Source organism: Arthrobacter sp. MDT1-49-2 (assembly GCF_059090185.1).
In genome coordinates, this window is record NZ_JBNHFK010000004.1 from 93571 (window position 1) to 120483 (window position 26913).

Consider the following 26913-nt stretch of genomic DNA (forward strand, 5'->3'; position numbering starts at 1 on the left):
GGTATTTGGCTGTGAAACGCGCGTAGAAAAACGCGCCCTTCCTATTATCACCCCGGCCCGGACCGGGACGGCGGTGCAGGGGTGAATATCACTCAGGGCTTAGCAGCCCGGTTAGGCGTGATCGGCAAAAGCACCGATCGCAGGCTTCCACGCAGTGGTCTTCATGCCGGAAATGGCACCCACGGTGGCAAACGGATCTTCCTTCAACAGGTCATGCAGGCCCGCTTCATCGGCGGCAACAACCAGCAGCAGCGCACCGGCACCGTCTTCGAAAGCACCGGCGGAGAGTACGCGGCCTTCGTCCGCCAGCCGCTTCAGCCACTCGCGGTGGGCGGGACGGTGCTCGTTCCGCAGCTCGGAGGAATCGGCGTCGTAGACATACTCAACTGCAAAAATACTCATGCTCACAAGCCTACGGGATGCCCGGACTGCAGCAGGCCAGGCTGTCTACAGCAGGTAGAGACGAACGGGCACTGCCACGGCGGCAGCCCAGAGCATGGAGGTGAGCGTGCCGATGATAAAACGCTCGGCCGCTGCGGGGGTTTCCTTCAGCTCCGCATAGCGCCCCAGACCCTTGACCGCTACAACATAGGCAATGGCCACCGGCTCGTTGGCCAGGACGGCGGCCGCCACGGCCAGGCGTTCAAGCATTCCGATGGCGAGACCGCCGCGAAGGACAGCGGGTGGCGGGGGCGGCGGGTTGCCGACGTCGCGGGCCAGCCGGAGCACGCCGGCAGTCACCGGCCAGCCAAGTACCGCTGCCGCCAGCAGTGCAAGTACCACCCACAGGAAAGTCACTGCCTGTCCGCCTTCGCATCCGTTCCGTCTCCTACCGGCCCCGTTGCCGAACCCGCTTCCGGGGCCGCGGCAAGCTCCTCCGCCCGCTGCAGGAGGACGGCGGCCGCCGGCCGGGCAGCCCATTCCTCCTGCCAGCCCGAGCGCGCTACTGCTTTGCTCACTGCCTGGGAGCTGATGCCGAGCATACGGGCGGCCGTGGTCTGAGCTCCCCATTTGCCGGGTTCGACGTGTTGCAGGATCCGCCATTCAGCCTCGGTACGCTCGGCCACAAGCCTGCCCAGCAGAACCAGCACCGCTTCCGCCTCCGGAGCGCCGGGAGAACCCTCCACCGCGACAGGCGGCCGGTCCCCTGTTTTCTTGGCCCGGTCGACGGCGCGCCGGGCGGCGACGAAGGCCGGGCCGCCCGCCTCACGGGGGCTGTGCGGCAGGGGTTCGTGCACCCTCCCAACGCCGATTCCGGCATACCAGTTCCCGTACCGCAGGACCCGGAGTACGGCGTCAACGGCGGTTTCGGCGCTGCTGCAGATACCTTGGATTTCATCACCGACCGACCGCTCGAAACCACGGACCATGGGCAGGTCCGCCAGGGCAGCCAAAAGCTCAGGGACACGGTCCCCGCTTCGCTGGCTGTTGCGCTGGTCAATCGTAAGGACAAACATTTTGCAACCGTAAGCGTATGCAATTCAAATTGCAACCTCTAAGGGGTTCATTTGTAGGTACAACCTACTGCTGCATATAGGCGAACAACCCTTGTGGACGCCCACTATTTATGTTTCATTACTACTATGTCCAGAATTCAGGCGCAGCAGGACGCCCAGCTCATCCGGGCGGCCCTCCCCCTGCTCACGCTCACCCTGATCAGCCAGGACGAGTCGTATGGCTACCAGCTCGTGGAACGGCTGGCCGATCACGGCCTGCAGGTCACCACAGGACTGGTTTATCCGCTGCTGAGCCGTCTTGAGCGGGACGGCCTGGTCAGCTCACGAATGGTTGCTTCCACCTCAGGACCGCCCCGGAAGTACTTTTCCCTCACGGCAAACGGAGAAGCTGCCAAGGCATCTGCCGAAGCCCAATGGCAGCTTGTGTCCGCCGTTGTCGGGGAAACCATTGCAAAGGAGCATCCCCGAAATGACTGACATCCTGCGGTCCGCCGCACCCTCCAAGCGTTCACTTTCCGGGCGCTGGCAAACGGAAATGTATCTCACCCGCCTGGAATGGCATTTGGAGGGAGTCCTGCCGGGAAAGGAACGCAGGGGGATCATTCGGGAACTGCGTCAGGCGCTCGCCGCTGATCCCCGGGATACCGCCGCAGCCCTGAGCGATCTGGGATCGCCCCGCTCCCTGGCACGGCAGTATGCCGAGGACGGTGCCCGCCGGCCCTTTTGGTCAGTTGGCGCCATCACCGCCGGCGCGGCCCTGCTGGTCTATTGGACGGTTTTCCTGGCATTTACGTTCGGAATGCTCGCCGCCGTCGAGTCGACCGGACAAGCCGAGGCACACGGCCGCTTCCTCTTTGTCGATGTGCTGGCGTTCTCCGGGGCGGACGGGACGGGCATCGGGTGGACCAGTGAATGGGCGTGGCTCGTTGTACCGGCCGCCATTGCCCTGGCAGCCTTCCTGCTGGGCGCCCGGGCCTGGCGCGGTGCAGGCGGACAGCGCACACGCACCTAGTTGAACAGGCTGACCGGCTTCACAATGTCGGCATAGATCAGCAGGGCACCCATACCCATCAGCAGCACCGCCACCGCGTAGGTCACGGGCAGCATCTTGGCCATGTCGAAGGGTCCCGGATCCGGCCGGCGGAACAGCTTGGCAACACGCCGGCGCAGGCCTTCCCAGAGCGCCCCCGCTACGTGCCCGCCGTCCAGGGGCAGCAGCGGAATCAGGTTGAACACAAACAGGGCAAGGTTCACGCTGCCGACCAGGCCGATCAGTGTCGCCACCCGGGATTCCACCGGAATAACGTCCTGCGAGGAGATTTCGCCGGCGATGCGTCCCACGCCCACCACGCTCATGGGCCCGTTCGGGTCCCGCTCCTCGGAGGAGAAGGCAGCCTGGGCCACGTCCACCAGCCGCTGCGGAAGGTTGATCACCACGCCGCCGATGTTGGCCAGGTTCTCCCCCACCGCCGGCAGCACGGCGCTGGCCGGCTGGTTCACCAGGGCCTGTTCCGCACCGACGCCGATGAACCCGACCTCCTGCGTGAGGTACTTGCCGTCCTCATCGGTCTGCACGGTGCCGTCCTCGCCCACCACCGGCCGCTCGGTAAGCAGCGGGGTGATGCTGGTCTGTTTTTCCTCACCGTCGCGAACGTACGTCAGCGGGACGCTGCGCCCGGCGGCGTCCCGGATCCAGGCGGAGAGCTCGTCCCAGGAGGTGACCTCCCTGCCGTCAAACACCGTGATGGTGTCCCCCGGGAGCAGGCCTGCCTCGTAGGCCGGGGCGGCGGGGTCTTCGGCGGTGCACTCGGTCTGCCCGGTGGCGGCCTGCTGCTCGGCGGAGATCACGCACTGGTTCACGGTGGCCAGGGTGGTGGTGGTCTGCGCGGTGCCGAAGCCCATCAGCAGCACCGCAAAGAGCACGACGCCGATCAGCAGGTTCATCAGCGGCCCGCCGAGCATAATGATGATGCGTTTGTAGATCGGCAGTTTGTAGAAGACCCGGTTTTCATCGCCTTCCACCAGCCGGTCCGTTTCAGCCTGGCGCGCTTCGGTGGCCAGCTGCTGGAACATGCCGGTGCTGGATTTGCGCACGGTCCCGTCGTTGGCCGTTTCCTTGTTGGGCGGGAACATCCCGACCATGGACACATAGCCGCCCAGCGGCAGCGCCTTGACGCCGTACTCAGTTTCCCCGCGGGTGCGGGAAAACACGGTCGGCCCGAAGCCGATCATGTACTGCGTGACCCGCACCTTGAAGGCCTTGGCCGGCAGCAGGTGTCCTACCTCGTGCAGGGCGATGGACACGGCGATGCCCGCCGCCACGAACAGTACGCCGAGGATGAAAAGCAGAATGGTCAACGGGCTTCCTTCATTTGAACTGCACCTGGTTCCAACGCATGCCGGGCGGTCAGGGACCCGCTATCTTCCACAACGAGCCCGTGCAGCACCGCGTGCCCACTTCTCCGCCGCCAGCAGCGATTCAAGGGTGAGCGGCCCGGAGTCCGGGGACTCTTCCAGCACGGCGGCGATCGTATCAACTATGTCTGTGAACCCGATGAGTCCGTCGTGGAACGCGTCCACGGCTTCCTCATTGGCCGCGTTGTAGACGGCCATACCGGTTCCGCCGGCTGCGGCGGCGCGTTTGGCCAGTGCGACGGCCGGGAACGCTTCCTCGTCCAACGGCTCGAACGTCCATTCCGTGGCTTTGGTCCAGTCGCAGGGAGTGGCTGCACCGGGCACGCGGTGCGGCCAGCCCATGCCCAGGGCAATCGGCAGCCGCATATCCGGCGGCGAGGCCTGGGCAATAGTGGATCCGTCTACAAACTGGACCATGGAGTGCACGATTGACTGCGGATGGACCACAACGTCGATCCGCTCCAGCGGGATATCAAAGAGCAGGTGCGCCTCGATGACCTCCAGCGCCTTGTTCACCATGGTGGCCGAGTTGGTGGTGACCATGCGGCCCATTTTCCAGGTCGGGTGCGCCAGTGCCTGCTCCGGAGTGACGTTGGCCAGGTCTGCGCGCCTAAGGCCGCGGAACGGGCCGCCCGAGGCCGTGACCACCAGCCGGTCCACCTCCTGGTAGGTGCCCGAGCGCAGCGCCTGGGCGAGGGCGGAATGTTCGGAGTCCACGGGGACGAGCTGGCCGGGAGCGGCGGCCGCCTTCACCAGCTCGCCGCCCACAATCAGGGATTCCTTGTTCGCCAGGGCAAGGAGGTGACCCGCGGCCAAAGCAGCCAGTGTGGGTTCCAGGCCGATGGATCCGGTGATGCCGTTCAGGACGACGTCTGCTTCGGGCCAGGCGGCAACAGCGGTGGCCGCGGACCCGCCGACGAAAAGTTCCGGGTCATACCCGGTGACGCCGTCGGCCGCAGCGGCCTCGCCGATATGCCGGCGCAGGGTAGGCAGGTCGACGGCGGCGCAGCCCACGGCTTCGGCCCGGGTATGGACGGCCTGCCGGGCCAGCAAATCCAGGTTGGATCCCCCGGCGGCCAGCGCCACAATGCGGAACCGCTCCGGCGCACCGTCTGCAACGTCGATGGCCTGCGTGCCGATGGATCCGGTGGATCCGAGCAGGACCACCCGTCGGGGCACTCCGGCGTCCGGCTCGGAGCGGTGGTCGAGAACATAGTCGTAGGCCGGGCTGCCGGCGCTGCTCGAGGGGGTGCTGGACGTGGTGCTGGGCGTCTGCTGCATGGTTCCAGTATCCCCCAGTGTGCCGGCCCGGGCGGGATACCGATGCCGCTGCGTCCGAGTCGCGCATCCGGCCCGGCCGGGGTTACCTGCCGGGCTGCAGTGCCTGTACGGCGTCAGGGATGGGTGTGGTTCCTGTGACCAGACCCAGTGCCTGGTGGACGCCGGCGCCGGTGCGCAGCAATTCAGCCAGGACGGCGGCGACGTCGTGGCGCGGGATCGATGCGTAGGGCACGTCCGGTGCCAGTTCCACCAGCCCCTCCCCTGCGTCATTGGTAAGGACCCCCGGGCGGACGATGGTCCAGTCCAGCTGGCTGCGTGCCATCAGGTCTTCTTCCGCGGCCAGTTTGGCCACCAGGTACGCGTACATCACCTCGTCCAGCTCCTCCGGCCGCCGGCCGTCCCGAACGGCGTCCAGCCCGGCTGAGGAGACCTGGAGGAAACGGCCGGCACCGGCCTGCTCGGCCGCTTCGGCCAGCAGCACGGCAGCGGCTCGGTCCACACTGTCCTTCCGGGCGGCACCGCTGCCGGGGCCCGCTCCGGCGGCAAACACCGCAGCGTCGGCGCCGGTGAGCACCTGCACCAGGTCTTCCAGGGTGCTGTTCTCCAGATCCAGCACAACCGGGGCAACCTGGTCGTGTTCCAGGTCCGCTGCCTGTTCCGGATTGCGGATCAGCCCGGCGACATCGTGGCCGTCTGCGGCCAGCAGGCGTCCGAGTTCGCGGGCGATTCTTCCGTGGGCTCCTGCTATGACTATGCGCATGTCAGCTCAACGGTTCCCGTCTGCGGATGATTCCCTTCGCCGGGAGCGGGCTGCCGGGCGCGCACTAGGAGCGGGCCCGCCGCAGCGTCTGCTCGGCCTGCTTCAGCAGCGGACCGTCGATCATGTTGCCGCGGAAGTTGAAGACTCCGCCGTGGTTTTTGGCTTCCGCGAGGACCTGCTCGGCGTAGGTCACGTCCGCCGGGTCCGGAGCGTAGGCGGCGCGTACCGCCGCCACCTGTCCCGGGTGGATGCAGGCCTTGGCCGCGAATCCCGAGGCAACGGCGTCCTTGGTCTCCAGTTCCAGCCCTTCGATATCGGGGATGTTTCCGTAGATCGAGTCGATGGCTCCCTTGCCGAAGGCTCCGGCGGCCAGCAGCACCGCGGACCGGGCCTGGACCGCAACGCTGCGGTAGGAACCGTCATCGCGGCGGCTGGATTCCCCGCCGAGGGACGCCAGCAGGTCCTCGGCGCCCCACATCAGCGCTGCCACGTTCTCCGCGGCGGCAATCTCCGCCGCCCGCACGACGCCGAGGGCGGTTTCCAGCAGTGCCACCACGCTGAAGCCTGCGAGCGCCTCGGCGACGGCAGCGGCGTCCTCCGTTTTGGCCAGCATCACGGTGCGGTACGGGGTTTCCTGCAGGACGGCAAGATCCTTGGCGAAGTCCTCCGTGCCCAGCGGGTTGACCCTCACGATGGTGGTTGCCGGGTCCAGCTCCGCGGCCAGCAGGTTCTTCCGGGCAGCGTCCTTATCCCTCGGGGCCACGGCGTCCTCCAGGTCCACGATGACGGCGTCAGCCCGCTCGGCGGCCTTGCCGAAACGTTCCGGCCGGTCCCCCGGGCAGAAGAGCAGTGCGGGTCCCATGGGGAAGGTGGTCATTGGCTGAACTCCTCGATATTCCGATTACCGGTTTTCCTGCACAGCAGTCACACCTGTCACTGCTGTGCGCTTACAACCTATCGCGGTCCGGCCGGCAGTTCCTGCGCGGCAAACCCTTCGGACGTCCACATCAGCGCGGTGCGCCGGAAGGTGGCCACCACCTCGCCCTCCTGGTTCCGGCCGGTGTGCTCGAACTCCGCGATCCCCTGCCCGGGCCGGGAGGCAGAGAGCCGGGTACCGGCCACGAGGGTTTCGCCGTACAGGGTGTCACCGTGGAACAGCGGATGCGGGAACCTGATGTCCGTCATACCCAGCTGGGCCACCAGGGTGCCCTGCGTCAGCTGTCCCACGGACTGCCCCACAATGGTGGAGAGCGTAAACATGGAGTTGACCAGCCGCTGCCCAAACGGCGCCGAGGCGCTGAAGGCGGCGTCCAGGTGCAGCCCCTGGTTGTTCATGGTCAGCGTGGTGAACAGGACATTGTCCGCCTCGGTGACCGTGCGGCCCGGCCGGTGCAGGTACACCGTTCCTGCTTCGAGCTCGTCCAGGAACAACCCCCGCTGGATGACCACCTTCGGTTCGGTGGTGACTCCGGTGCCTTCCCCGGCGGTTGACTCAGAGCGCATGGGTCACCTCCAGCGGGGCGCCCGTTGCCGCCACTACGTCCTCCACGCTGACGCCGGGGGCGGTCTCGCGCAGTACCAGCCCCTCCGGTCCCACCTCAATGACCGCCAGGTCCGTGACGATCAGGTCGACGCAGCCTTTGCCGGTCAGGGGCAGGGAGCAGTCGGTCACAATCTTGGGCTGTCCGGACCGGTCCACGTGTTCCATCATGACGATCACCCGTTTGGCGCCGAAGACAAGGTCCATGGCTCCGCCCATGCCCTTGACCATCTTGCCCGGAACCATCCAGTTGGCGAGGTCGCCGTTGGCCGCCACTTCCATGGCGCCGAGCACGGCCACATCCACGTGGCCGCCGCGCACCATACCGAAGGAAGCGCCTGAGTCGAAGAAGGAGGCACCGCGGTTCACGGTGACAGTCTCCTTGCCGGCATTGATCAGGTCCGGGTCCAGTGCCTCCTCGGAGGGATAGGGTCCGACGCCGAGGATGCCGTTTTCGGAGTGCAGCACCACTTCCACTCCGTCGGGGATGTAGTTGGGGATCAGGGTGGGCATGCCGATCCCCAGGTTGACGTATTCGCCGTCGTGCAGCTCGCGTGCCACCCGCGCGGCGAGTTCATGCCTGCTCAGTGCCATTTCAGGCCTCCTTGTTGGTCGGGGTGCTCACGGTGCGTTTCTCGATGCGCTTCTCCACGTCCGGTGCCAGCACCACGCGCTGCACGAAGATGCCCGGGACGTGCACGTGCTCCGGATCCAGTTCTCCGGGTTCCACCAGTTCCTCCACCTCGGCAATGGTGATCCTGCCGGCAGTGGCACACAGCGGGTTGAAGTTCATGGCCGTGGCGTGGAAGACCAGGTTCCCGTGCCGGTCCCCCTTGGCGGCATGCACCAGGGCGAAATCCGGGGTCAGGGATTCTTCGAGCACGTAGTCCGCGCCGTTGAAGCTGCGCACCTCCTTAGGTTCCGAGGCGAGCGCCACGAGGCCTTCGGCGTCGTACTTCTGCGGCAGGCCGCCTTCGGAAACCTGTGTGCCCACACCGGCCGGGGTATAAAAGGCCGGGATGCCCGCTCCCCCCGCTCGCAGCTTCTCCGCCAGCGTGCCCTGGGGCGTGAGCACCACTTCGAGTTCCCCGGACAGGAACTGACGGGCAAACTCCTTGTTCTCCCCCACGTAGGAACTGACGGTGCGGCGGATGCGGTGGTCCGCGAGCAGCCGGCCCAGGCCCCAGTCATCCACCCCGCAGTTGTTGCTCACCGTTTCCAGGTCCGTGGTGCCCTGGAGATGCAGTGCGTCGATCAGCGCCACCGGGATGCCGCACAGGCCGAAGCCGCCCACGGCGAGGGACGCCCCGTCGGGAATGTCCGCCACGGCGGCCGCCGCGCTGGGGTACACCTTGTCGATCATGACCTGTTCCCTTCCTTGTTCCTCATCCTCACAGGCCCATACTGCGGGCAATCAGCATCAGCTGCACCTCAGTAGTTCCTTCGCCGATTTCCAGGATCTTTGAATCCCGGTAGTGCCGGGCCACGGGGAAGTCGTTGATGAAGCCGTAGCCGCCGAAAATCTGGGTGGCGTCGCGGGCGTTGTCCATGGCCGCCTCGCCGGCGATCATCTTGGCCATGGCGGCCTGGGTCTTGAACGGTTTGCCGGCCAGCATCCGGGCGGCGGCGTCGTAGTAGGCCAGCCGGGCGGTGTGCGCGCGGGACTGCATCCGGGCGATCTTGAAGGAGATGGACTGATAGGTGCCGATGGGCGCTCCGAAGGCGGAGCGTTCCTTGGCATACTTCAGGGATTCCTCCACGCAGCCCTGTGCGGCACCCGTGGCGAGGGCCGCAATGGCGATGCGGCCTTCGTCGAGGATCTGCAGGAAGTTCGCGAACCCGCGGCCCGCGGCTCCCAGCAGGTTGGCCTCCGGCACCCGGACGTCGGTGAGGGTCAGCGGGTGGGTGTCCGAGGCGTTCCAGCCCACCTTGTTGTACGGCTTCTCGGCGGTGAAACCGGGCGTGTCCGTTGGCACCAGGATGGTGGAGATCTTTTTCCGGAAGGTGCCGTCCGCTTCCGTCACCGTGTCGGTGACGGCGGTAACGGTGACCAGGCGGGTGATGTCGGTGCCGGAGTTGGTGATGAACTCCTTGCTGCCGTTGATCACCCATTCCCCGTTTTCGAGCCGGGCGGTGGTTTTGGTGCCGCCGGCGTCGGACCCCGCTTCGCTTTCGGTCAGGCCGAAGCCGGCGAGCGCCTCGCCGCTGGCCAGCAGGGGCAGCCACTGCTGCTTCTGTGCCTCGTTGCCGAAGCGGTAGATGGGCATCGCGCCAAGCGATACACCTGCCTCCAGGGTGATGGCCACCGATTGGTCCACCCGGGCAATCTGCTCCAGGGCAAGCGCCAGTGCGAAGTAGTCGCCGTCCATGCCGCCGTACTCCTCCGGGAAGGGGAGCCCGAACAGGCCCATCTCGCCCATCTGGGCCACCACCTTGTAGGGGAAGCTGTGTTCGGCGTCGTGCTGGGCGGCGACGGGGGCGATGACCTCATCGGCGAAATCACGCACCGTGTCCGAGAGGTCCTGGTATTCCTCGCTGAGTTCAAAGTCGGGCATTGTCTGCTCCTTCGGGGGTTTCGGCCGTGGCAGGACCTGTGCTGGGTTCGGGGGTACCGGGGCCGGCACCGCCGGGCTCGGGGATGAGGGTGGCCAGGACCTGGTCCGCCTTGACCAGGTCCCCCGGAGCGAGGCTGAGGCTGACAACGCCGTCCATCGGGGCGCGCAGCTGGTGCTCCATCTTCATGGCTTCCACGCTCAGCAGCGGGTCCCCGGCGCTGACGCGGGTGCCGTCGGCCACGGCGACGGCCACTACCGTCCCAGGCATCGGCGAGCGCACCACCGGGTCAGCGGCACCGGCCTCCCGCCCTGCCTCGGCGAGCTGGCGTTCGAGCTGTTCACGGCGGGAGCGGAGGCGCAGGCGCACGGTGAACGGTCCGGTTTCTGCGTATCCGGCAAGCCAGAGCGCGCCGGAGCCGGGTTCGGCCGCCACCGTGAAGGTGTGCAGCACGCCGTCCAGGCTCAGCTGCACCCGGCTGCCTGAAGTGAAGGTGCGTCCGGTCAGTGGCGGCGGGTCCAGCAATGCGGCGCTGCGCACCGGGCCTCCGGCAATCCGGATGCGGGCCCCGGCCGCAGTGCCGGTGACGCCCACCTCGACATCCGTGCCTTCCGGCGAGGGCGCGGCGAAGGTGAGGGGCAGTTCAACGGCTCCGCCCACCCGCCATCCGTCGGCACGCTGCCAGGGTGAGGCAGGGCTGGCCAGGGAGTGCAGGTGCAGCAGTGCTGCCGCGGCCAGCTCCGGGTCCTGGGCGCTGCGGAAGCGGAGCTCCGGCAGCCTGCGCTGGATCAGCGTGGTGTCCAGCCGTCCGGCCCGCACGTCCGGGTCCGCCAGCAGCAGCCGCAGGTACTCCACATTGGTGCCGATGCCCAGAACGGCGGTTCCGGCCAGCGCCGAGTCCAGCCGCGCCAGTGCGGCGGCACGGTCCGGGCCCCAGGCAATGACCTTTGCCAGCATCGGGTCATAGCTGGAGGACACCGCCAGCCCGGGCAGCAGGGAGGAATCCACCCTGATGCCCTCACCGGAGGGTTCGCTGAGCCACTGCACGGAGCCCGAGGTCGGCAGGAAGTCCCGTGCGGGATCCTCCGCGTAGATGCGGGCCTCCACGGCGTGCCCGGTCAGGACCACGTCCTCCTGTTTGAGTGACAGCGGGCGCCCGGCGGCAATACTGATCTGCTCCGCGACCAGGTCCACCCCGGTGACCATTTCCGTCACGGGGTGTTCCACCTGCAGCCGGGTATTCATCTCCATAAAAAAGAACTCGTCCGGCGACGCGTCCGAGACCAGGAACTCGACGGTACCGGCCCCGGTGTAGTCCACGGAACGCGCGGCGTCGCAGGCGGCCTGGCCGATGCGTTCCCGGGTGGCGGCATCCAGCAGTACCGACGGTGCTTCCTCAATGACCTTTTGGTGCCGGCGCTGCAGCGAGCATTCCCGTTCACCCAGGTGGATGACGTTGCCGTGGGTATCCGCGAGGATCTGCACTTCAATGTGCCGGGGCGAGGAGACAAGGCGCTCCAGGAACAGCGTGTCGTCACCGAAGGCGGAGGCCGCCACCCGGCGGGCGGTCTGCAGTGCCGCCGGCAGGTCCCCTGGCTGCTCCACCGCCTGCATGCCTTTGCCTCCGCCGCCGGCCGAGGGCTTGATCAGGATTGGATACCCGACCTCGGCTGCCGCTGCCAGCAGCTGCTCATCGTCCAGCCCCGGCTCGGCGATGCCGGGAACCACCGGCACACCGTGCGCCTGGACGTGGTTCTTGGCCCGGATCTTGTCCCCCATCAGGTCCAGGGAGTGCACTCCCGGGCCGATGAAGGTAATGCCGGCCTCGGCCAGGGCCCGGGCGAAGTCTGCGTTTTCACTGAGGAATCCGTAGCCGGGGTGCACTGCCTGCGCCACGGTACTGCGGCAGGCGGCCAGGACGGCCTCCACGGACAGGTAGCTCTGCCTGGCAGGCGCCGGCCCCAGCCGGACCGCCGTGTCCGCCTCCCGGACGTGGCGGGCACCGGCGTCGTCATCGCTGTAGACCGCCACGGAGCGGATACCGAGCTGCCGCAGGGTGCGGATCACGCGGCAGGCGATTTCGCCGCGGTTGGCCACCAGGACCGTGTCGAAGAGCGGAGCGTCAAAGGTTCTCATAGGGACTCACATCCGGAACAGGCCGAAGGAGGTCTCCGGCAGCGGGGCGTTGGCGCAGACATCAAGGGCCAGGCCGAGGACGGTGCGGGTGTCAAGCGGATCGATAATGCCGTCGTCCCACAGCCGCGCAGTGGAGTAATACGGACTTCCCTGCGCCTCGTAGGTCTCCCGGATGGGCGCTTTGAAGGCTTCTTCCTCCTCCGCCGGCCACTCCTCGCCACGGGCCTCAAGCTGGTCGCGCTTGACCGTGGCCAGGACCGAAGAGGCCTGCGCCCCGCCCATCACGGAAATACGGGCGGCGGGCCACATCCACATGAAGCGCGGCGAGTAGGCCCGCCCGCACATGGAATAGTTGCCGGCCCCGAAGGAGCCGCCCACCACCACGGTCAGCTTCGGCACCCGGGCCGTGGCCACGGCGGTCACCATCTTGGCGCCGTTTTTGGCGATGCCGCCTGCCTCGTAATCCCGGCCGACCATAAACCCGGAAATGTTCTGCAGGAACACCAGGGGAATGCCGCGCTGGTCGCAGAGCTCGATGAAGTGCGCACCCTTGAGCGCAGATTCGCTGAAAAGCACCCCGTTGTTCGCCACAATTCCGATCCGGTGGCCGTGCAGCCGGGCGAACCCGGTGACCAGGGTGGTGCCGTATTCCTTCTTGAATTCGTGGAACTCGCTGGCATCCACCAGCCGGGCAATGAGTTCGCGGACATCGTAGGGTGTCTGCAGGTCGGTGGGGACCACACCGTAGATCTCGGCCGGGTCCTCGGCCGGCGGTCGGGTCTCAATGAGGTCCTCCGCGGGGCGCTGCTGCGGGAAGGTCTCCACAATGCTGCGGACAATTTCCAGCGCATGGGCATCGTTTTCGGCCAGATGGTCGGTGACGCCGCTGATGCGTGAATGCACGTCTCCGCCGCCGAGTTCCTCGGCCGTGACAATCTCGCCGATGGCCGCTTTGACCAGCGGGGGGCCGCCCAGGAAGATCGTGCCCTGGTTGCGCACAATCACGGTTTCATCGCTCATGGCCGGAACGTAGGCGCCGCCGGCGGTGCAGGAACCCAGCACGGCCGCAATCTGCGGAATCTTCCGGGCGGACATCTGTGCCTGGTTGAAGAAGATCCTGCCGAAGTGCTCCCGGTCCGGGAAGACCTCGTCCTGCCGGGGCAGGAACGCTCCGCCGGAGTCCACCAGGTAGATGCAGGGCAGCCGGTTCTCCAGGGCGATTTCCTGCGCGCGGAGGTGTTTCTTGACGGTCATCGGGTAGTAGGTGCCGCCCTTGACCGTGGCGTCGTTGGACAACACCATCACCTGCCTGCCGGAGACCCGGCCGATGCCCGCGATCAGCCCGGCACCGGGGCACTCACCGTCGTACATGTCTTCGGCGGCCAGCGGTGCGATCTCCAGGAAGGGGCTGCCGGGATCCAGCAGCCGCGTCACGCGGTCCCGGGGCAGCAGCTTGCCTCGCCCGGTATGGCGTTCCCGAGACCGCTGGGGGCCGCCCAGCGCTGCTGCCGCCAGCCGGGAACGAAGTTCCGCTGCCAGCTCCTGCTGTGCGGCGGCGTTTTTGGCGAAGCCGCTGCCTGCCGTGTCGAGCCCGGATTTCAGTGTCTCCATTGACGTCTTTCTGCCGAGTTGCGAGGGTCAAAAGACCTAAAGCCCAAGTTAATAACCACTAACCCAAGTTAGGTTATTGGTTATTAACTGGTCTGTCCACCAGAATGGAGAGAAATATGCGGTCCAATCGGAAGGGTGGGAATGGACGCAGCAAAACATGACACAGAAACGGAGGCTCCCCGGATTACCGGGCGCAGCCTCGCCAAGGCCTCACGACGGGCCGCCATGCTCGACGCGGCGGCTTCCCTGTTCGCGGAGCGCGGCTACAACGGCGTGTCCATCGAGGAGCTGGGCGCCGCGGCCGGTGTCAGCGGTCCCGCCGTGTACCGCCACTTCAGCGGCAAGCCCGCCGTCCTCTCCGCCCTGCTGGTAGGCGTGAGCCGGGACCTGCTCGAAGGCGGGAAGGCGGTGGTCGCGGAATCCGCGACACCGGAGATCGCCCTTCGCGGACTGGTCGAATTCCAGGTGGACTTCGCCCTTCGCCAGGCGGATGTCATCCGGGTCCAGGACCGTGATCTGGGCAGCCTGCCCGAAAACGATGAACGGACCGTCCGCTCCCTGCAGCGCCAGTACGTGGAAGTGTGGGTGGACGCGCTCTCGGCCCTGCACCCCGGCTCGGACCTGCCGCTGCTGCGTCACCGGGCGCAGGGCGTTTTCGGGCTGATCAATTCCACCTCCCACACCGTCCACGGCCGCACCAGTGCCCGCGAGACGGCAAAACTGCGCTCGCTCCTCGATAGGATGGCGTGGGCTGCCCTGAACGCCAAGTAGTTTTCCATTTGTCCGTTCCGGGCAAACCCTCCTTGTAGGCTGACAACAAATCCCCCGAGCAGAAAGACCTGCTGTGATCGAGCTTCGTGCCGTAGTTCCCGCCGACCTGGAGGAGTTTTTCTCCCACCAGCTGGACCCCAGCGCCAACCATATGGCGGCATTCACCGCCAAGAACCCGGCGGACCGCGGGGTCTTTGACCACCACTGGCAGAGCATCCTCAATGACGAGAGCATCACTGTCCGGACCATCGTGTCCGACGGCGAAGTAGTGGGCAGCATCCTTGCCTACCGGGACGGCGACATTCCCGAGATCAGCTACTGGATCGACAAGGCGCGGTGGGGCCAGGGCATCACCACGGCCGCCGTCGGCCTGTTCCTCGAGGAGTTCACGGAGCGTCCCATCCGCGCCCGCGCCGTTGCGGACAATGTCAGCTCCATCCGCATCCTCGAAAAATACGGCTTCACGGTCATCGGCGAGGCCCGCGGTTTCGCCAATGCCCGCGGCACCGTGGTCCGCGAACTCGAGCTCGAACTGAACTAGTTCGGGCGTTCCCAGGCAGTTGCCCGCCACGGCGAAGGGCCCGTTCCGCACCGGAACGGGCCCTTCGCCTTTGCCGTGCCGGCGGGTTACATCAGAGCCAGGGCCAGTGCCGGTTCGGCCAGCACCGCGCCTACGTCGCTGAGGAACCCTGCCCCCTGTTCCCCGTCCACCAGCCGGTGGTCGAAGGAGAGACTCAGCGTCATGACCTGCCGCAGCGCGATCTCTCCGTTGTACTCCCACGGCTGCCGCCGGACAGCCCCGAGGGCCAGGATCGCGGCCTCCCCGGGATTCAGGATCGGGGTTCCGGCATCCACGCCGAACACCCCCACGTTGGAGATGGAGATGGTTCCGCCGGTCAGCGCGGCAGGCGTTGTCTTTCCCTCCCGTGCCGTTTGTGCCAGCTCTGTCACCGCCGCGGCGAGTCCGTGCAGGCTGAGGGCCTGTGCGTCCTTGATGTTGGGAACCATCAGCCCCCGCGGTGTGGCAGCGGCAATGCCCAGGTTCACGTAGTTGTACCGGATGATCTCCCGGGCCGGCTCATCCCAGCGTGAGTTCAGCGCCGGGAAACGCTTCAGTCCCAGGCAGACGGCCTTGGCGGCAAGGGTGAGCGGGGAGAGCTTGACCCCGTCAAAGGCCGGCTGCTTACGGAGCCGGGCCAGCAGGTCCATGCTTGCGGTGACATCCACGGTCAGGAAAACCGTTGCGTGCGGGGCCGTGAAGGCACTGGCCACCATGGCGGCGGCGGTGTGCTTGCGGATACCCGAGACGGGGATCCGTTCCTCGCGGCCCGGGTCCGCTGCCGGTCCGGACACCGGCTCCACCGCCTCTGCCGCCATGATCTGCACCGCGTCGAGTGTGGCTGCCGGTGAGGCGGCGCGTACGACGTCGGCACGCACCACCAGCCCGCCGGGCCCCGTTCCGCGCACTTGGGTGAGGTCCACGGAAAGATCCCGGGCCAGCTTGCGGACCGGCGGGGTGGAGCGGGGACGTTCCTGCGCGGGTTCGGCAGGCCGGGGCGGTTCCGTGACGGAGATTGAAACCGGGGCGGCCGTCGGGACGGGCGGCACTTGGTCCTGGGGCACCCCGGCCGCCGGCTCCACCGGGACGGACCGCCGGCGCCGTGCCGGGCGCCCCGCGGCATCCGGCATCGCGCCGTAGCCCACCAGGTTCGGTTCCCGCTTGGCGGGCGCCTCACCGGCCGGACCGGCGTCCGCCTCTTCGGGGGCGTCACCGGACGGTACTTCGAAGGAGACAATCGGCGAGCCCACCTCCACCACGGTCCCGGGCTGTTCGTGCAGCCGTGCCACCACACCCGCATACGGCGAGGGCAGTTCGACCACCGCCTTGGCTGTCTCGACGTCGGCGATCACCTGGTTCAGCTGGACGCTGTCCCCCACGGCGACGTACCAGTTCACGATTTCGGACTCAGTGAGCCCCTCCCCCAGATCCGGGAGGCGGAATTCCCGCAGCATCAGCCCACCGCCGGCACAGCGGTGAGGATGGGGGCGGTGAGGGAACTGGGCCGGTCCAGCACACAGTCCACCCCGTCCAGGATCCGGTCCAGGTCCGGCAGATGGTGGGATTCGAGCCGTGCCGGCGGATACGGGATGTCGAAGCCGGTGACCCGTACCGGTGCGTGCTCGAGGTAGTTGAAGCAGCGCTCGGTGATGCTGGCGGCAATCTCTGCCCCCAGCCCGCCGGACTGCGCGGCTTCATGGGTGATCACCAGGCGGCCGGTCTTCCGGACGGAGGCCTCCACGGTGGCGAAGTCGATGGGCGCCAGCGAGCGCAGGTCGATGACCTCCACCGAGACGCCCTCGTCGGAAGCAGCCACGGCCGCGTCGCGTGCGGTGGGAACCAGCGGTCCGTAGGTCACCAGGGTGACGTCGGTGCCGGTGGTCAGCACCCGTGCCGAGCCCATGGACAGCTCCGGCTCCGCGGCCAGGTCCACCTCGCCCTTCACGTGGTAGCGGCGCTTCGGCTCGAAATAGAGCACCGGGTCATTGGAGGCGATGGCCTGCTGGATCATGGTGTAGGCGTCCTGCGGGTTGGACACACTGATGACACGCAGCCCCGAGGTGTGGGTGAAGTACGCTTCGGGTGATTCCGAGTGGTGTTCCGGTGAGCCGATGCCGCCGCCGAACGGCACGCGGATGGTCAGCGGCAGCGAGACGGCACCTCTGGTGCGGTAGTGCATTTTCGCTACCTGGGACACGATCTGGTCAAAGGCCGGGTAGATGAACCCGTCGAACTGGATCTCCACCACGGGGCGGTAGCCGCGGAACGCGAGTCCGACGGCGGTCCCCATGATGCCGGATTCGGCCAGCGGGGTGTCCACCACCCGCTGGGGCCCGAAGTCCTGCTGCAGCCCGTCGGTGATCCGGAAGACGCCTCCGAGTTTGCCGACGTCTTCGCCCATCACCAGGACCTTGGGATCCTTCTCCATCGCGCGCCGCAGACCGGCAGTGATGGCTTTGCCGAAAGTCATGGTGGTCATGGGCGGTTCTCCTCAGGCGCGAAACCGTTGAGGTAGCGCGAGTACTGCTCCTGCTGGCGGTCCAGCCAGGAGTTCGGTTCGGAATAGACGTGGGCGAAGACATCCGCGGGCACCGGGTCCGGCATGCCGAGGCACGCCGCACGTAGTTCGGCCGCTGCCGCGTCCGTCCGGGCGGCGACGTCGGCGGCGAAGTCGGCACCGAACAGTCCCATCTGCGTCAGCAGCGCCTCGATCCTGCTCAGCGGGTCCTTGGCCTTCCAGGCGTCCAGTTCGGCTGCGTCCCGGTAACGGGTGGGATCATCGGCCGTGGTGTGCGGGCCCATCCGGTAGGTGACGGCCTCAATGAAGGTCGGGCCGTGCCCGGAGCGGGCACGTTCCAGCGCTTCCCGGGTGGCGGCCATGACGGCCAGGACGTCATTGCCGTCTACCCGGGTGGAGGGGATCCCGAAGCCGGGCGCACGGTTGGCAATGGGCACCTGTGCCTGCAGGGTCACCGGTTCAGAGATGGCCCACTGGTTGTTCGTGCAGAAGAAAATGACCGGTGAGGTGTAGCTCGCCGCGAAGACCATGGCTTCATTGACGTCGCCCTGGCTGGTGGCGCCGTCACCGAAGTAGCTGATGGCGACGTCGTCGGTACCATCGCGGGTGATGCCCATGGCAAACCCGGCGGCGTGCAGGGCCTGGGCCCCGATGATCACCTGGGTGGGGGCCATATTCACGGCATACGGGTCCCAGCCGGCGGCGGCGTTGCCGCGCCACACGCGCATCAGGTCCTCCATGCCCACACCGCGGCAATACGCCACGCCGTTTTCGCGGTAGCTGGAGAACACAAAGTCCGAGGTGCGCAGCGCCCGGGCCGAGCCGATCTGGGCGGCTTCCTGCCCGAGCAGCGGCGGCCACAGGCCCAGCTCCCCCTGGCGCTGCAGGGCGGTGGCTTCGGTATCGATCCGCCGGATCACCGCCATGTCGAGATAGAGCTCGCGGAGCCGGGCGCCGTCGATGTCCTCGACCCAGCGGTCATAGATCGGATCGGGGACGCGGGTGCCGTCCGGTGCGACGAGCTGGACATAGGGATCGGTGGGGGAACTGCCGGAGTTTTCCGGGTGCCGCACCGGGGTATGCAGGGACACTGGGATTCGTATCCTTCCGGGTTGGGCCCCAGGGTTGGCGGGGCCGAACTGATCCCGGGCTCCATTGCCCGGGTAATGTGACCCTACTCACACCCGGCATGTGGCACAACCATTCCCCGAAAGACCGAGCATCCTGCCCTATAAAGCGGCCAGGGGGCGTGCTAGCGTTGCGCACTATGCTCCTCGACGCCACCGACCGCCGCCTGCTTCTGGCGCTGGCGGAAGATCCCCAGCGCACGGCGGTGGCGTTGGCGGCCGTACTGGGCCTGTCCCGCAACACTGTGCAGGCCCGGTTGGCGGGTCTGGAACGCAAGGGCGCGTTCCTGCCGTTCGAACGCCGGATCAACCCGGCTGCCCTCGGTTATCCGCTGATGGCGTTTGTCCACGTGCATGTCCATCAGCCGGCGCTTGCCCGGATCACCGCGGATCTGGCGGAACTTCCCGAAGTCACCGAAGCGCACGGACTCACCGGGGATGCCGACATCCTGCTGCGGGTGGTGGCCGCCGACGCCGAGGACCTGTTCCGGATCAACAAGCAGATACTGGCGGTGGACGGGGTGCAGCGCTGTGACACCAATCTGGCCATGGGTGAGCTGATCCCGCTGCGGGCCGCTCCCCTGCTGCAGCCGCGATCAGGGCGCTAATCTGGCCGAAAGTCCGGCATGTCCTCCCCGGATATCCGGGGAATGCGCATGCTGCCTCTCGCATGTGGTGAGCGCCCGGTTGTCGGGACAGCCTTCATTCGATGAGGAGATACAACCTTACAGCTTCACATCCGTATGAACGGCTAGGCCGCTAACACCCCTGCTTCAACCAGGATTGCATGCGCCATGGCCCACTGCGCCCCGACGAAGGCGAGGATCAGCACGGCTCCGAGGCTCGGCACCCTCACACGGGCGCCCTTGCTCAGGTGGTGTGCATCCGGCTTCTTCGTTGCCCTCCACAGGCCTGTAAGGACCAGGAAGACGGCAAGCATCGCGATGGGCATGGGAATCCCGTTCCGGCCGAACTGCCCGTTGTACGGCAATTTGGTATCCAGGGGGACGCTCGCAAAAACAAAAACCGCAATACCTGCGCAGACCGCAAGGGCAGCCAGGCACATGATTTCGATGACCCTGACCGTTTTCTTTCCCAGCAGGAGGTCCTCTTCGCTCAGCTCTCTGGCGGGGCGTTCAGGCCCGGGCGCCGGTTGCTTCTCAATTTTCACCGCTGGCCCCAAGTCCATGTATGTCGATCCCGTGGGTTTTTAGAATGCTCCACCTTCAATCAGTATCGACCGGGCCATCACCCACTGACCAATAACGCAGCCGGCCACCATTGCGCTTCCGAGGGTGTACACGCCAAAACGCGCCTTCCTGCCCATATGGTGCGCGTCCGGTTTCTTACCGGACCCCCACAGCCCAAAAAGGACCAGCAGCGTTGCCCCCATAGCGACGGGCCAGGGAATACCGCTCCGGCTGAACTGCCCGCTGTAAGGCATGCGTGTCCCGAGCGGAAGGCTGAATGCCACGAAGACAGCTATCCCCGTGCAGACCGCTATGGCGACCAGACACAGCAGGTCAAGATATCGGCTGGCCTTTTTGCCCAGCACTAGATCCTGCGGGGTCAAATGGCTCGGCGGTTCATCATTTTTGCGGGGCGTCCTGCCCAGGTGGTGGTCGCCCGATTTCCCCCGCCCGCGCCAGACATAGGATTTCACCCGCTAGCCGTACCGAAGGTCCAGCACGTCCTCCCCGGACACCCAGGAAAGGCGCGGATCCGGACCGCGGTAATGGAAGAAGCCGTGCAACGCCTGGCTGACGGTCTCGAGGTCAACCACGACGCCGCCTGGTGCAAAGGCAGGGCCGGAAGGCATCCGGATTTCCTTCTCGTCCCGGCGCGTCAGGCTGCCGAGTAGCTGCCAGCCGGCGTCGTCACGGTAGTCAGCGGTGCAGTGCACTATGAAACCTGTCGCCGCATTGCCCACGGCCTCAAACCGTCCGTTGTTGCGGCCGACAACAAACCTGCCACCCGTCCTGCTGTCCCAACGCGACAGCTCCCCGGTCGCAGAAGCCTCTGCCAACTCCGCGCTTTTTTCCTCGCGGCCGTTGATGACCCAGGCGTCCACAATCACCGGGCGACGCCTCACCGCACGCGCCTCGCTGAGTACCTGCCCTAGGAGTGCTCCACCACCGTTGGCAGGAATAATGAGGGCTGATAAGGACGACCAAGGTTCGGAGAGTTGCCCCAGGAGGACGTACTCCGCCACGACCAGGACAACAAGCACAGCCAGTCCCCTGCCGGCCGGCAGGCTTCCCGTCACCGCGGCGCCGCCTGCCAGCCCGACGGCAAGCAGGACCAGGGCCTCGCCCGGCGGGGGCCCGCCGACAGCGATCGAGATACTGGCCAGAAGTACCACTAAACCAAGGGCAACGAGCGTTAAGCGCGGCCATGCAAACGGGGCCACATTGCGCAGCCAGGCGGAGCCTTTCAAAGTTCTTATATCCTCAGTTCTGCGGTAGGAAGTGCTTTCCAATGTCTAGCATGTTTGTGGTTCCGGCACCCAGCCCGGCAGAGCGTACAAGGGCCGCGGCGTTTGGCCCCTGTCTCAGCAGACCTTCCCATGTGGACGGGTTTGTCCGCGCAGCTTGGGAAAGGGTGCTCGATGCGGTGGGACCCCCGCCCATATGGGTCAGGAAACCGCCGGTGACGCCCGACCAGCCCAGGTCCGAAGCAGTGATCTCCCCTCCGGTAACAGCCTTGTCCGTAACCATGCCGATAATCGAACCGCCGGCTCCGAACCCGGTGTGGCTCCAGAATGCCGGTGCTGTCTGTCGGGCGGTGCCGCTGGCAAGGGTGTACGCGGAGTGTCCGCCGGCCTTGGCCAGGGTGCCGCCGGCAGGTCCGGCCAGCCCGCCGATGGCGCTGCTGACTCCGCCGCCCAACATCGCTCCGGCAAGCCCCCGCCAGCTGCCGTTGCTTCCGTTTTTGATGCCGTAGGCGAGCCCGCCTGCTGCGGCACCCGTGGCTCCGTTCACCCCTGCGTTGACAGCTACATACCCGCCGAGCCTGGACAAGGATGAGGACGTGGCCATGGCCGTTCGGGACGCGACAAGTCCCGCCCCGCCAACCATGCCGGTCACGCCGATGGCTGCCGACTGGGCCCAGTTCACTTCTCCCGTCGTCGCCTTCTGAATCACGACATCGGCGCCGAAGCTCATCAGACCGGCGCCAACGACCTGACCTCCGGGGACGAACATCAAGACGGCCCCGCCGACAATTGCGGCACCGCCAATCAGGTAGTCCTTGTTCTCCTTGACGAAGTCCCACGCCGCCGCCAGCGCACCGCCGTTCGCCGCGTCGTAGGCCTTCAGATCCTCATCGGTGAGCGGGCGCAGACCCGTGGGATCAGTGGTGTTGAGCGGATTGTTGCCCGCATAGGAATACGGGTTGCCGTCCCAGCCCGCGCCCAGGACCGGTGCGAGCGGGTCCGTGGACAGGAAACCGCGCGTAGCGGGGTCATAGGCGCGGGCCCCCAGCCATTCCAGGCCCGCAATGTCCAGGCCGCCGTTGCCGGTCAGCCGGATCCCTGCGGACAGCTCCCCTGCCAGTCCGGGAGCCACACCGGCTGCACCAGCAGGTTCAGGGAGTACCGGACTTCCAAGGACCGCCCAGGGGTCGGCCTGGTCCGTGGGACGGGCCGCCCGCCAGCCGGCCACCGTCCACGCATCACCGATACCCGTGATCCCGCCGGGCAGGTTCAGCACCTGCTCGCCGTCGATTCCGGCCAAGGTGGGGACCGGGTTGGCGGTGTCCCACCACGCCTGGCATCCGTCCACGGAAGCCAGCTCACCCAGGGCATCCACCCACACCTCGTGCCGGGACGTCTCGGTCCCGTCACGATCCCGGTCAACTGCGGCCCGGAGGAACCCGGTGGGGCTCCAGGCGTACTCGGTCCAGGACCCGTCCGGACCGATCAGCCGGGACCGGCGGCCGAGCCCGTCATAGAGGTACTCGGTCCGTGACCCGTCCGGCTCCGTGACGGACGTCAGTTCCCCGGCGACGTCATAGGCATACGTCCGCGGACCGGCCGGGGTGATTTCCCGGATCAGGCGGCCGCCGGCGTCGTACTGCCATTCCGAGACCAGCGCACGGGCGGAGGCCCCCGCCCCCTCGCCGCGGGTGGTGGCGGCAGCTGCCAGCTGGCCGGCGTTGTCATAGGCGTAGCGGGTCACCGCTCCGGCCCGGGTGAGGCCGGTGATGCGTCCGTCTCCGTCGCGGCCGATCAGGGTGATGTCCGCGGAGGCGTCCGAAGCGGAGCCCATCCTGCGCGTGTGCTCGGTCAGATAGCCGTTGCGGTATTGCCATTCCTGGACCAGGGCACCCGCGGTGGCGGCAACCAGCCGTCCTGCCGGATCATAGGTGAACGCTGCCTCCCCCAGACGGGGGTTGTGGACGGTTTTCACGCGGCCGCCGGCGTCACGAACGTAAGTGGTGGTGGTACCGACGGTGTCGGTAAAGGACGTGCGGTGCCCGTCCGCGTCATAGCTCCAGGAGAGCCCCCGGTCGCCGCGGGTACGGGAAGTCAGCTGGCCCCGGCGGTTGAACCCGAGCTCATGCTCCACGGCCAGCCCGTCCTCGCCGGTGAAGTCCGCAATGACAACCCGCCGGGACAACGGGTCCCGGTCTATGCGGGCCAGCGGCCTGCCGTTGTACGAGGTGGCGAGCTGCGCTCCGGAGGGACCATAGGTCCAGCTGGTTGTGTTCCCGTCCGGGTCGGTCAGGGAGAGCTGCCGGCCGGCCGGGTCGTAGGTTGAGGTGGTGACCCGGCCCAGCGGGTCCCGAACCGACGCGACTCTGTCAGTGTCCGTGTACGTTCGTTCGGTGACGCCGCCCAACGGATCGGTGATCCGCACCAGGCGTCCCCGGACGTCGTACTCGAACCGGGTCCTCCCGCCCAAGCCGTTGACCGACTCGATAAGCTCGCCGGCCGTGTTGTATTTAAACCGGCGGGTGCCGTACCAGGAGTCCTGGGAGAAATTCAGCCGGCCGGCCTTGTCGTAGCCGTAGCGGGCTGCGCCGTTTCCGGGCGTGACGCGCAATGCCAGGCGCCCGGCGGCGTCGTACTCGAACATTTCGGCTTCGCCGGTGGGCAGGATCCGGGCTGCCACGCGCTGATCGGCGTCGTACACCAGTTCGGTGACCGCCCCCAGCGGGTCCGTCGCTTTCCACGGCCGGCCGCAGAGATCGTATTCGTACCGGGTCACCGCCCCTGAGGGCGAGGTGATGGAGGTGATCTTTCCGGAGAGATCCCGTCCCAGCAGGGTCAGCCCGCCTTCGCCGTCTACCAGTTCGACCGGGTTGCCGGCTGCGTCATAGGTGATGAGTTCCGCGGAGCCGTCGGGTGCTTCGGCCCTTACGGGGCGGCCGTACTCGTCGAAGCTGTAGGTGGACGTGGAGAACGCATCCGACAGAACAGCCGTGCCGGTTTTCCGGTCCGTACTCGCCTCCGAGCGGACTCCCGTCGGGTCGACGACGGCGGTGAGGTTGCCGATCCTGTCGTACTCCCGGATCCAGTCGTGCCCTGCCGGGTCGGTGATTCCGGTGATCCGGGAGAGGGTGTCGTGCGTGAAGCCCCAGCGGGCTCCGTCGGGCAGGATGGCTGCGGTGACGTTGCCGAGTTCGTCGAAAACCCGCTCAATGGCCCGGCCGAGCGGATCGATGGTGCGGACCAGTTCGCCGTTGGCCGCGTATTCCAGTTCGGTACGGCCCCCGTCCGGGGCAATGGACGCGGTGACCCGCCCCGCCGCGTCATGCTCAAAGGACCAGACCGCTCCGTCGGCGTCCTCGCGCCGGACCAGCAGCCCGGCAGCATTGTAGGTGAATCGGGTGGTGGCGCCCGAGGGGGTAATGGCTGCCACCGGTCGGCCGGCCGGGTCGCGGAGGACCCTTGCCGTGTCCCCGACGGCGTTGCGGGTGGCGATCAGGTCCCCATAGTCGTCGTAGTCGAACTCGACGGTCACCCCGGCCGGGTCGGTAACGCGGGTCAGCAGCCCCCGGTCCCAGGCCAGTTCGGTGCGCCCGCCCAGCGGATCGAGGATCACCGACGGGTCACGGGACAGATCATCGGCGTATTCATAGGTGATGACGGAGCCCGATTCAGTCACCAGCGTGGTGATCCGGTCCATCTCGTCCCACCCGTAGGTCAGGTCTGCGCCTTCGGGCGTCACGGTCCGGATCTTCCGGCCGCGGTCATCGTAGGCATGTACCGTGACGGACCCGTCACGTTCAGTGAAGGACACCAGGTTGCCGTACCGGTCATAGGCCATGGACTGGCGCTGATCATGGGAATCCAGCACGCCGACGAGACGGCCTTTGGCGTCGGCGATCCAGGAGTTGGACCGGGTGCCGTCCTCATCCGAAACCACGGTGACCCGCCCGGGCAGGTAGGCGAAGCGGGTGCGGCGGCCGTGCTGGGTCAGCTGCAGGATGACCCGGCCCTGCTCGTCGTACGTGTTCTCCGCTTCCAGCACACCGGCGGCGGAGTAGACGGCGTCGATCAACCCCTGCTCGTTCCAGCGGTACGTCCGCGTTCCGGTCTCCGTGGTGACGGAGACGAGCCGGCCGGCGTCGTCGTAGCCGTACTCGACCCGCCGACCGTCCGAGGCGTGCACTACCGCGGCACGGCCGTCGATGTAGTCCACGTCGATAAACCGGCCGCAGGCATGGGCGAGCTTGGACACCCGGGCGGAGGCGCCGTCGTCGTCGGCGCCGTCCGGCGCAGCCTCGTGGTGGACGGAGACGGTGCGGCCGGGTCCGCGCCCGGCGCCGAGCCACGCACCGGTGAGACTGTAGGCCCACCAGGCGCCCTGGTTGTCCCGGACCACCAGCAGTTCCGTGCTCCCCTCGGGCAGGGCCAGGCCCGACAGTGACGCAGCCGCTGCGGGTTCGCGGGTGATCCAATAGTTCTCTCCCACCGCACGTCCCCAGCCCTCGCCTTCGCGGGGGAAATCCACGGCGCGGCCGTCAGCCAGCACCCAGCGGCAGCCCTCATCCGAGAGCACCAGGTGCTGGTCCAGGACCGAGGCCCACCCGGGGCCGAACACACCGGGGGCCTCGAGTCCGGAGGGCAGTGAGTTGTACATCCGGGTCAGGGCCAGATTGGATGCCTTCCCGGCGAAGGCCAGGTCCGTTTCCGGTTCAATGAAGTTACCCGTGGCCGTGTTCACCGGATCATTGGCGTATCCGGTGGTCGGGATCGCCCCGGCAGCGGTGGGCGGGTCTATAGTCAGGGCGCTCCGGCTGGTGTCCACACCGGCTGCGGCCAGGGCAGCGGCCAGCGCTGCATCCGAAAGCGTTGAAACGTTCCCGTCTCCCCCGGCTGCGGCGAAGGCGTCCGCAACGGTGATGGCCCATCGGGCGTCGTTTTCGTTGGCGGTCAGATACGCGCGGTAGGCGCGCAGGACGCCCGCGGCGTCGATGGTTCCCCAGTTGCACTGAGCAGCGAACGTGGAGAGGTGGCTTTCCAGGCTGCCGGGGGCACCGACCAGCTCTGCGTCCAGGCCCCGGGCGCCCACCGCGAAACTTCGCAGGTTCGACGGCCGTGCCGAGGACGTCCCGCCGCCGTTGCCTCCGGCGTTGCCGGACGGCGGAGTCCTGCGGTTTCCGGTGACCGCGGTAGCCGGCGCGAAGGTAGGTGCCGGTCCCCGTTCCTGGTTGGGCCGCTCCCCTTCGCCCCAGATCCAGTCGCCGACTTCCTCCAGCCAGCTGCGGTTGTTGTGCCGCCAGACCCATTCATTGTTTTCCCTGCGCCTGGCATCTTCTTCCCGTGCCAGCGGGATCATCTCCCCGGCATATCGGGCGACCGTGCGAAGCGCCCCGGCCAGGTTCACGGCGTCCGCCGCTGCCGTCGCGGCATTCTCCTGGAAAATATCCGAGAACACGCCTTTGAAGTCCTCGATACCCGTGGACACAAACGATGCCCGGGAGCCTGCCTGTCCCTCGATCCGTGCCGCCGCGTTGTCAAACGCCCGCTTAAGCTCTTCAGCTACGGAGTAGACAAACCGTCCCTGCGCATCCTCCGGCAGTAACGGAACTTCGACAAACTTAGACTCGGACATAAATCAGGGTCCCCCACTGCAATAACTTGAAAAGAAAACTTCGACAACCTTGGCGTACCTGCGGGGACGAATCACCAGCGCCGGAACGTCAAGGGAAAAACTGATCAAAGCCGGGCGGCCCG

25 protein-coding genes are annotated in these 26913 nt (G+C 67.0%); 5 read left to right on the forward strand and 20 right to left on the reverse strand.

Annotated features, from left to right (window positions below; translation table 11 throughout):
* Positions 1 to 111: 111 nt before the first annotated feature.
* From AC5RTS_RS07225 to AC5RTS_RS07235, 3 genes are read right to left on the reverse strand one after another with little or no spacing between them, the layout of a single operon-like run.
* Positions 112 to 402: a YciI family protein gene (locus tag AC5RTS_RS07225; protein ID WP_493991390.1), complete on the reverse strand. Its 291-nt coding sequence runs from the start codon at positions 400 to 402 to the stop codon at positions 112 to 114.
* A gap of 45 nt (positions 403 to 447) precedes the next feature.
* Positions 448 to 798 carry a hypothetical protein gene (locus AC5RTS_RS07230; RefSeq protein ID WP_493991391.1) on the reverse strand — a complete coding sequence of 117 codons (351 nt, stop codon included), beginning with the start codon at positions 796 to 798 and terminating at the stop codon, positions 448 to 450.
* A complete protein-coding gene (locus tag AC5RTS_RS07235) occupies positions 795 to 1457 on the reverse strand; it encodes a MarR family transcriptional regulator (protein ID WP_493991392.1) in 663 nt (220 codons plus the stop codon). Before AC5RTS_RS07235 ends, AC5RTS_RS07230 begins: the two co-directional genes overlap by 4 nt.
* A 126-nt stretch (positions 1458 to 1583) precedes the next feature.
* Here AC5RTS_RS07235 and AC5RTS_RS07240 point away from each other — a divergent pair, with 126 nt between their 5' ends.
* The gene (locus tag AC5RTS_RS07240) at positions 1584 to 1934 is read left to right on the forward strand and encodes a PadR family transcriptional regulator (RefSeq protein WP_493991393.1); all 351 of its coding nucleotides are present in this window, start codon (positions 1584 to 1586) and stop codon (positions 1932 to 1934) included.
* On the forward strand, positions 1927 to 2469 hold the full coding sequence (locus AC5RTS_RS07245; protein WP_493991394.1) for an HAAS signaling domain-containing protein: 543 nt from the start codon (positions 1927 to 1929) through the stop codon (positions 2467 to 2469). The genes AC5RTS_RS07240 and AC5RTS_RS07245 overlap by 8 nt, the downstream gene beginning before the upstream one ends.
* On the opposite strand, the gene AC5RTS_RS07250 is transcribed toward AC5RTS_RS07245, so the two are convergent.
* The 10 genes from AC5RTS_RS07250 to AC5RTS_RS07295 all read right to left on the reverse strand — a co-directional run bounded on the left by AC5RTS_RS07250 (position 2466) and on the right by AC5RTS_RS07295 (position 13753).
* Positions 2466 to 3815, reverse strand: a complete 1350-nt coding sequence (locus tag AC5RTS_RS07250; RefSeq protein WP_493991395.1) for a M50 family metallopeptidase — start codon at positions 3813 to 3815, stop codon at positions 2466 to 2468. The genes AC5RTS_RS07245 and AC5RTS_RS07250 overlap by 4 nt on opposite strands.
* A gap of 60 nt (positions 3816 to 3875) precedes the next feature.
* Positions 3876 to 5153 (reverse strand): 1-deoxy-D-xylulose-5-phosphate reductoisomerase, encoded by a 1278-nt coding sequence (dxr, locus tag AC5RTS_RS07255; RefSeq protein ID WP_493991396.1) that lies wholly within the window; start codon positions 5151 to 5153, stop codon positions 3876 to 3878.
* Positions 5154 to 5235: 82 nt separating this feature from the next.
* A complete protein-coding gene (locus AC5RTS_RS07260; protein WP_493991397.1) occupies positions 5236 to 5913 on the reverse strand; it encodes an SDR family oxidoreductase in 678 nt (225 codons plus the stop codon).
* Between the two features lie 64 nt (positions 5914 to 5977).
* Positions 5978 to 6790, reverse strand: a complete 813-nt coding sequence (locus AC5RTS_RS07265) for an HpcH/HpaI aldolase/citrate lyase family protein (RefSeq protein ID WP_493991398.1) — start codon at positions 6788 to 6790, stop codon at positions 5978 to 5980.
* Between the two features lie 77 nt (positions 6791 to 6867).
* Positions 6868 to 7416 (reverse strand): MaoC family dehydratase, encoded by a 549-nt coding sequence (locus AC5RTS_RS07270; protein ID WP_493991399.1) that lies wholly within the window; start codon positions 7414 to 7416, stop codon positions 6868 to 6870.
* Positions 7406 to 8047 (reverse strand): CoA transferase subunit B, encoded by a 642-nt coding sequence (locus AC5RTS_RS07275; RefSeq protein WP_493991400.1) that lies wholly within the window; start codon positions 8045 to 8047, stop codon positions 7406 to 7408. Before AC5RTS_RS07275 ends, AC5RTS_RS07270 begins: the two co-directional genes overlap by 11 nt.
* 1 nt (position 8048) lies before the next feature.
* Positions 8049 to 8816 carry a CoA transferase subunit A gene (locus AC5RTS_RS07280; RefSeq protein WP_493991401.1) on the reverse strand — a complete coding sequence of 256 codons (768 nt, stop codon included), beginning with the start codon at positions 8814 to 8816 and terminating at the stop codon, positions 8049 to 8051.
* 28 nt (positions 8817 to 8844) lie between these two features.
* The gene (locus AC5RTS_RS07285) at positions 8845 to 10008 is read right to left on the reverse strand and encodes an acyl-CoA dehydrogenase family protein (protein ID WP_493991402.1); all 1164 of its coding nucleotides are present in this window, start codon (positions 10006 to 10008) and stop codon (positions 8845 to 8847) included.
* Positions 9995 to 12142 (reverse strand): acetyl/propionyl/methylcrotonyl-CoA carboxylase subunit alpha, encoded by a 2148-nt coding sequence (locus tag AC5RTS_RS07290; RefSeq protein ID WP_493991403.1) that lies wholly within the window; start codon positions 12140 to 12142, stop codon positions 9995 to 9997. The genes AC5RTS_RS07285 and AC5RTS_RS07290 overlap by 14 nt, the downstream gene beginning before the upstream one ends.
* 6 nt (positions 12143 to 12148) lie before the next feature.
* A complete protein-coding gene (locus tag AC5RTS_RS07295; protein ID WP_493991404.1) occupies positions 12149 to 13753 on the reverse strand; it encodes a carboxyl transferase domain-containing protein in 1605 nt (534 codons plus the stop codon).
* 141 nt (positions 13754 to 13894) lie between these two features.
* Here AC5RTS_RS07295 and AC5RTS_RS07300 point away from each other — a divergent pair, with 141 nt between their 5' ends.
* Complete coding sequence (locus AC5RTS_RS07300; protein ID WP_493991405.1) at positions 13895 to 14524, forward strand: TetR/AcrR family transcriptional regulator; 630 nt, start codon at positions 13895 to 13897, stop codon at positions 14522 to 14524.
* A 73-nt stretch (positions 14525 to 14597) separates the two neighbouring features.
* Positions 14598 to 15065, forward strand: coding sequence for a GNAT family N-acetyltransferase (locus AC5RTS_RS07305; protein ID WP_493991406.1), 468 nt, complete (start codon positions 14598 to 14600; stop codon positions 15063 to 15065).
* Positions 15066 to 15151: 86 nt separating this feature from the next.
* Here AC5RTS_RS07305 and AC5RTS_RS07310 read toward each other — a convergent pair whose 3' ends face one another.
* From AC5RTS_RS07310 to pdhA, 3 genes are read right to left on the reverse strand one after another with little or no spacing between them, the layout of a single operon-like run.
* Positions 15152 to 16537: a dihydrolipoamide acetyltransferase family protein gene (locus AC5RTS_RS07310; protein ID WP_493991407.1), complete on the reverse strand. Its 1386-nt coding sequence runs from the start codon at positions 16535 to 16537 to the stop codon at positions 15152 to 15154.
* On the reverse strand, positions 16537 to 17562 hold the full coding sequence (locus AC5RTS_RS07315; RefSeq protein WP_493991408.1) for an alpha-ketoacid dehydrogenase subunit beta: 1026 nt from the start codon (positions 17560 to 17562) through the stop codon (positions 16537 to 16539). The genes AC5RTS_RS07310 and AC5RTS_RS07315 overlap by 1 nt, the downstream gene beginning before the upstream one ends.
* On the reverse strand, positions 17559 to 18686 hold the full coding sequence (pdhA, locus tag AC5RTS_RS07320; RefSeq protein ID WP_493991553.1) for a pyruvate dehydrogenase (acetyl-transferring) E1 component subunit alpha: 1128 nt from the start codon (positions 18684 to 18686) through the stop codon (positions 17559 to 17561). Before pdhA ends, AC5RTS_RS07315 begins: the two co-directional genes overlap by 4 nt.
* 182 nt (positions 18687 to 18868) lie before the next feature.
* Here pdhA and AC5RTS_RS07325 point away from each other — a divergent pair, with 182 nt between their 5' ends.
* Positions 18869 to 19336 (forward strand): Lrp/AsnC family transcriptional regulator, encoded by a 468-nt coding sequence (locus AC5RTS_RS07325; protein ID WP_493991409.1) that lies wholly within the window; start codon positions 18869 to 18871, stop codon positions 19334 to 19336.
* 143 nt (positions 19337 to 19479) lie between these two features.
* On the opposite strand, the gene AC5RTS_RS07330 is transcribed toward AC5RTS_RS07325, so the two are convergent.
* The 4 genes from AC5RTS_RS07330 to AC5RTS_RS07345 form a co-directional block, all read right to left on the reverse strand.
* Positions 19480 to 19899 carry a hypothetical protein gene (locus AC5RTS_RS07330; RefSeq protein WP_493991410.1) on the reverse strand — a complete coding sequence of 140 codons (420 nt, stop codon included), beginning with the start codon at positions 19897 to 19899 and terminating at the stop codon, positions 19480 to 19482.
* Positions 19900 to 19938: 39 nt separating this feature from the next.
* Entirely contained in the window at positions 19939 to 20283 is a 345-nt protein-coding gene (locus AC5RTS_RS07335; RefSeq protein ID WP_493991411.1) for a hypothetical protein, read from the reverse strand.
* Positions 20284 to 20394: 111 nt separating this feature from the next.
* Positions 20395 to 21090, reverse strand: coding sequence for a hypothetical protein (locus tag AC5RTS_RS07340; protein WP_493991412.1), 696 nt, complete (start codon positions 21088 to 21090; stop codon positions 20395 to 20397).
* Positions 21091 to 21178: 88 nt separating this feature from the next.
* Positions 21179 to 26791 (reverse strand): DUF6531 domain-containing protein, encoded by a 5613-nt coding sequence (locus tag AC5RTS_RS07345; RefSeq protein ID WP_493991413.1) that lies wholly within the window; start codon positions 26789 to 26791, stop codon positions 21179 to 21181.
* Between the last annotated feature and the right edge of the window lie 122 nt (positions 26792 to 26913).

Excerpts from the sequence above, each read along its gene's own strand:
- AC5RTS_RS07225 (WP_493991390.1), bottom strand. The coding sequence starts at position 402 with ATGAGTATTTTTGCAGTTGAGTATGTCTACGACGCCGATTCCTCCGAG.
- AC5RTS_RS07310 (WP_493991407.1), bottom strand. The coding sequence starts at position 16,537 with ATGCTGCGGGAATTCCGCCTCCCGGATCTGGGGGAGGGGCTCACTGAG.
- AC5RTS_RS07315 (WP_493991408.1), bottom strand. The coding sequence starts at position 17,562 with ATGACCACCATGACTTTCGGCAAAGCCATCACTGCCGGTCTGCGGCGC.
- AC5RTS_RS07290 (WP_493991403.1), bottom strand. The coding sequence starts at position 12,142 with ATGAGAACCTTTGACGCTCCGCTCTTCGACACGGTCCTGGTGGCCAAC.
- AC5RTS_RS07325 (WP_493991409.1), top strand. The coding sequence starts at position 18,869 with ATGCTCCTCGACGCCACCGACCGCCGCCTGCTTCTGGCGCTGGCGGAA.
- dxr (WP_493991396.1), bottom strand. The coding sequence starts at position 5,153 with ATGCAGCAGACGCCCAGCACCACGTCCAGCACCCCCTCGAGCAGCGCC.
- AC5RTS_RS07300 (WP_493991405.1), top strand. The coding sequence starts at position 13,895 with ATGGACGCAGCAAAACATGACACAGAAACGGAGGCTCCCCGGATTACC.
- AC5RTS_RS07240 (WP_493991393.1), top strand. The coding sequence starts at position 1,584 with ATGTCCAGAATTCAGGCGCAGCAGGACGCCCAGCTCATCCGGGCGGCC.
- AC5RTS_RS07345 (WP_493991413.1), bottom strand. The coding sequence starts at position 26,791 with ATGTCCGAGTCTAAGTTTGTCGAAGTTCCGTTACTGCCGGAGGATGCG.
- AC5RTS_RS07265 (WP_493991398.1), bottom strand. The coding sequence starts at position 6,790 with ATGACCACCTTCCCCATGGGACCCGCACTGCTCTTCTGCCCGGGGGAC.
- AC5RTS_RS07275 (WP_493991400.1), bottom strand. The coding sequence starts at position 8,047 with ATGGCACTGAGCAGGCATGAACTCGCCGCGCGGGTGGCACGCGAGCTG.
- AC5RTS_RS07260 (WP_493991397.1), bottom strand. The coding sequence starts at position 5,913 with ATGCGCATAGTCATAGCAGGAGCCCACGGAAGAATCGCCCGCGAACTC.
- AC5RTS_RS07280 (WP_493991401.1), bottom strand. The coding sequence starts at position 8,816 with ATGATCGACAAGGTGTACCCCAGCGCGGCGGCCGCCGTGGCGGACATT.
- AC5RTS_RS07285 (WP_493991402.1), bottom strand. The coding sequence starts at position 10,008 with ATGCCCGACTTTGAACTCAGCGAGGAATACCAGGACCTCTCGGACACG.
- AC5RTS_RS07235 (WP_493991392.1), bottom strand. The coding sequence starts at position 1,457 with ATGTTTGTCCTTACGATTGACCAGCGCAACAGCCAGCGAAGCGGGGAC.
- AC5RTS_RS07245 (WP_493991394.1), top strand. The coding sequence starts at position 1,927 with ATGACTGACATCCTGCGGTCCGCCGCACCCTCCAAGCGTTCACTTTCC.
- AC5RTS_RS07295 (WP_493991404.1), bottom strand. The coding sequence starts at position 13,753 with ATGGAGACACTGAAATCCGGGCTCGACACGGCAGGCAGCGGCTTCGCC.
- AC5RTS_RS07270 (WP_493991399.1), bottom strand. The coding sequence starts at position 7,416 with ATGCGCTCTGAGTCAACCGCCGGGGAAGGCACCGGAGTCACCACCGAA.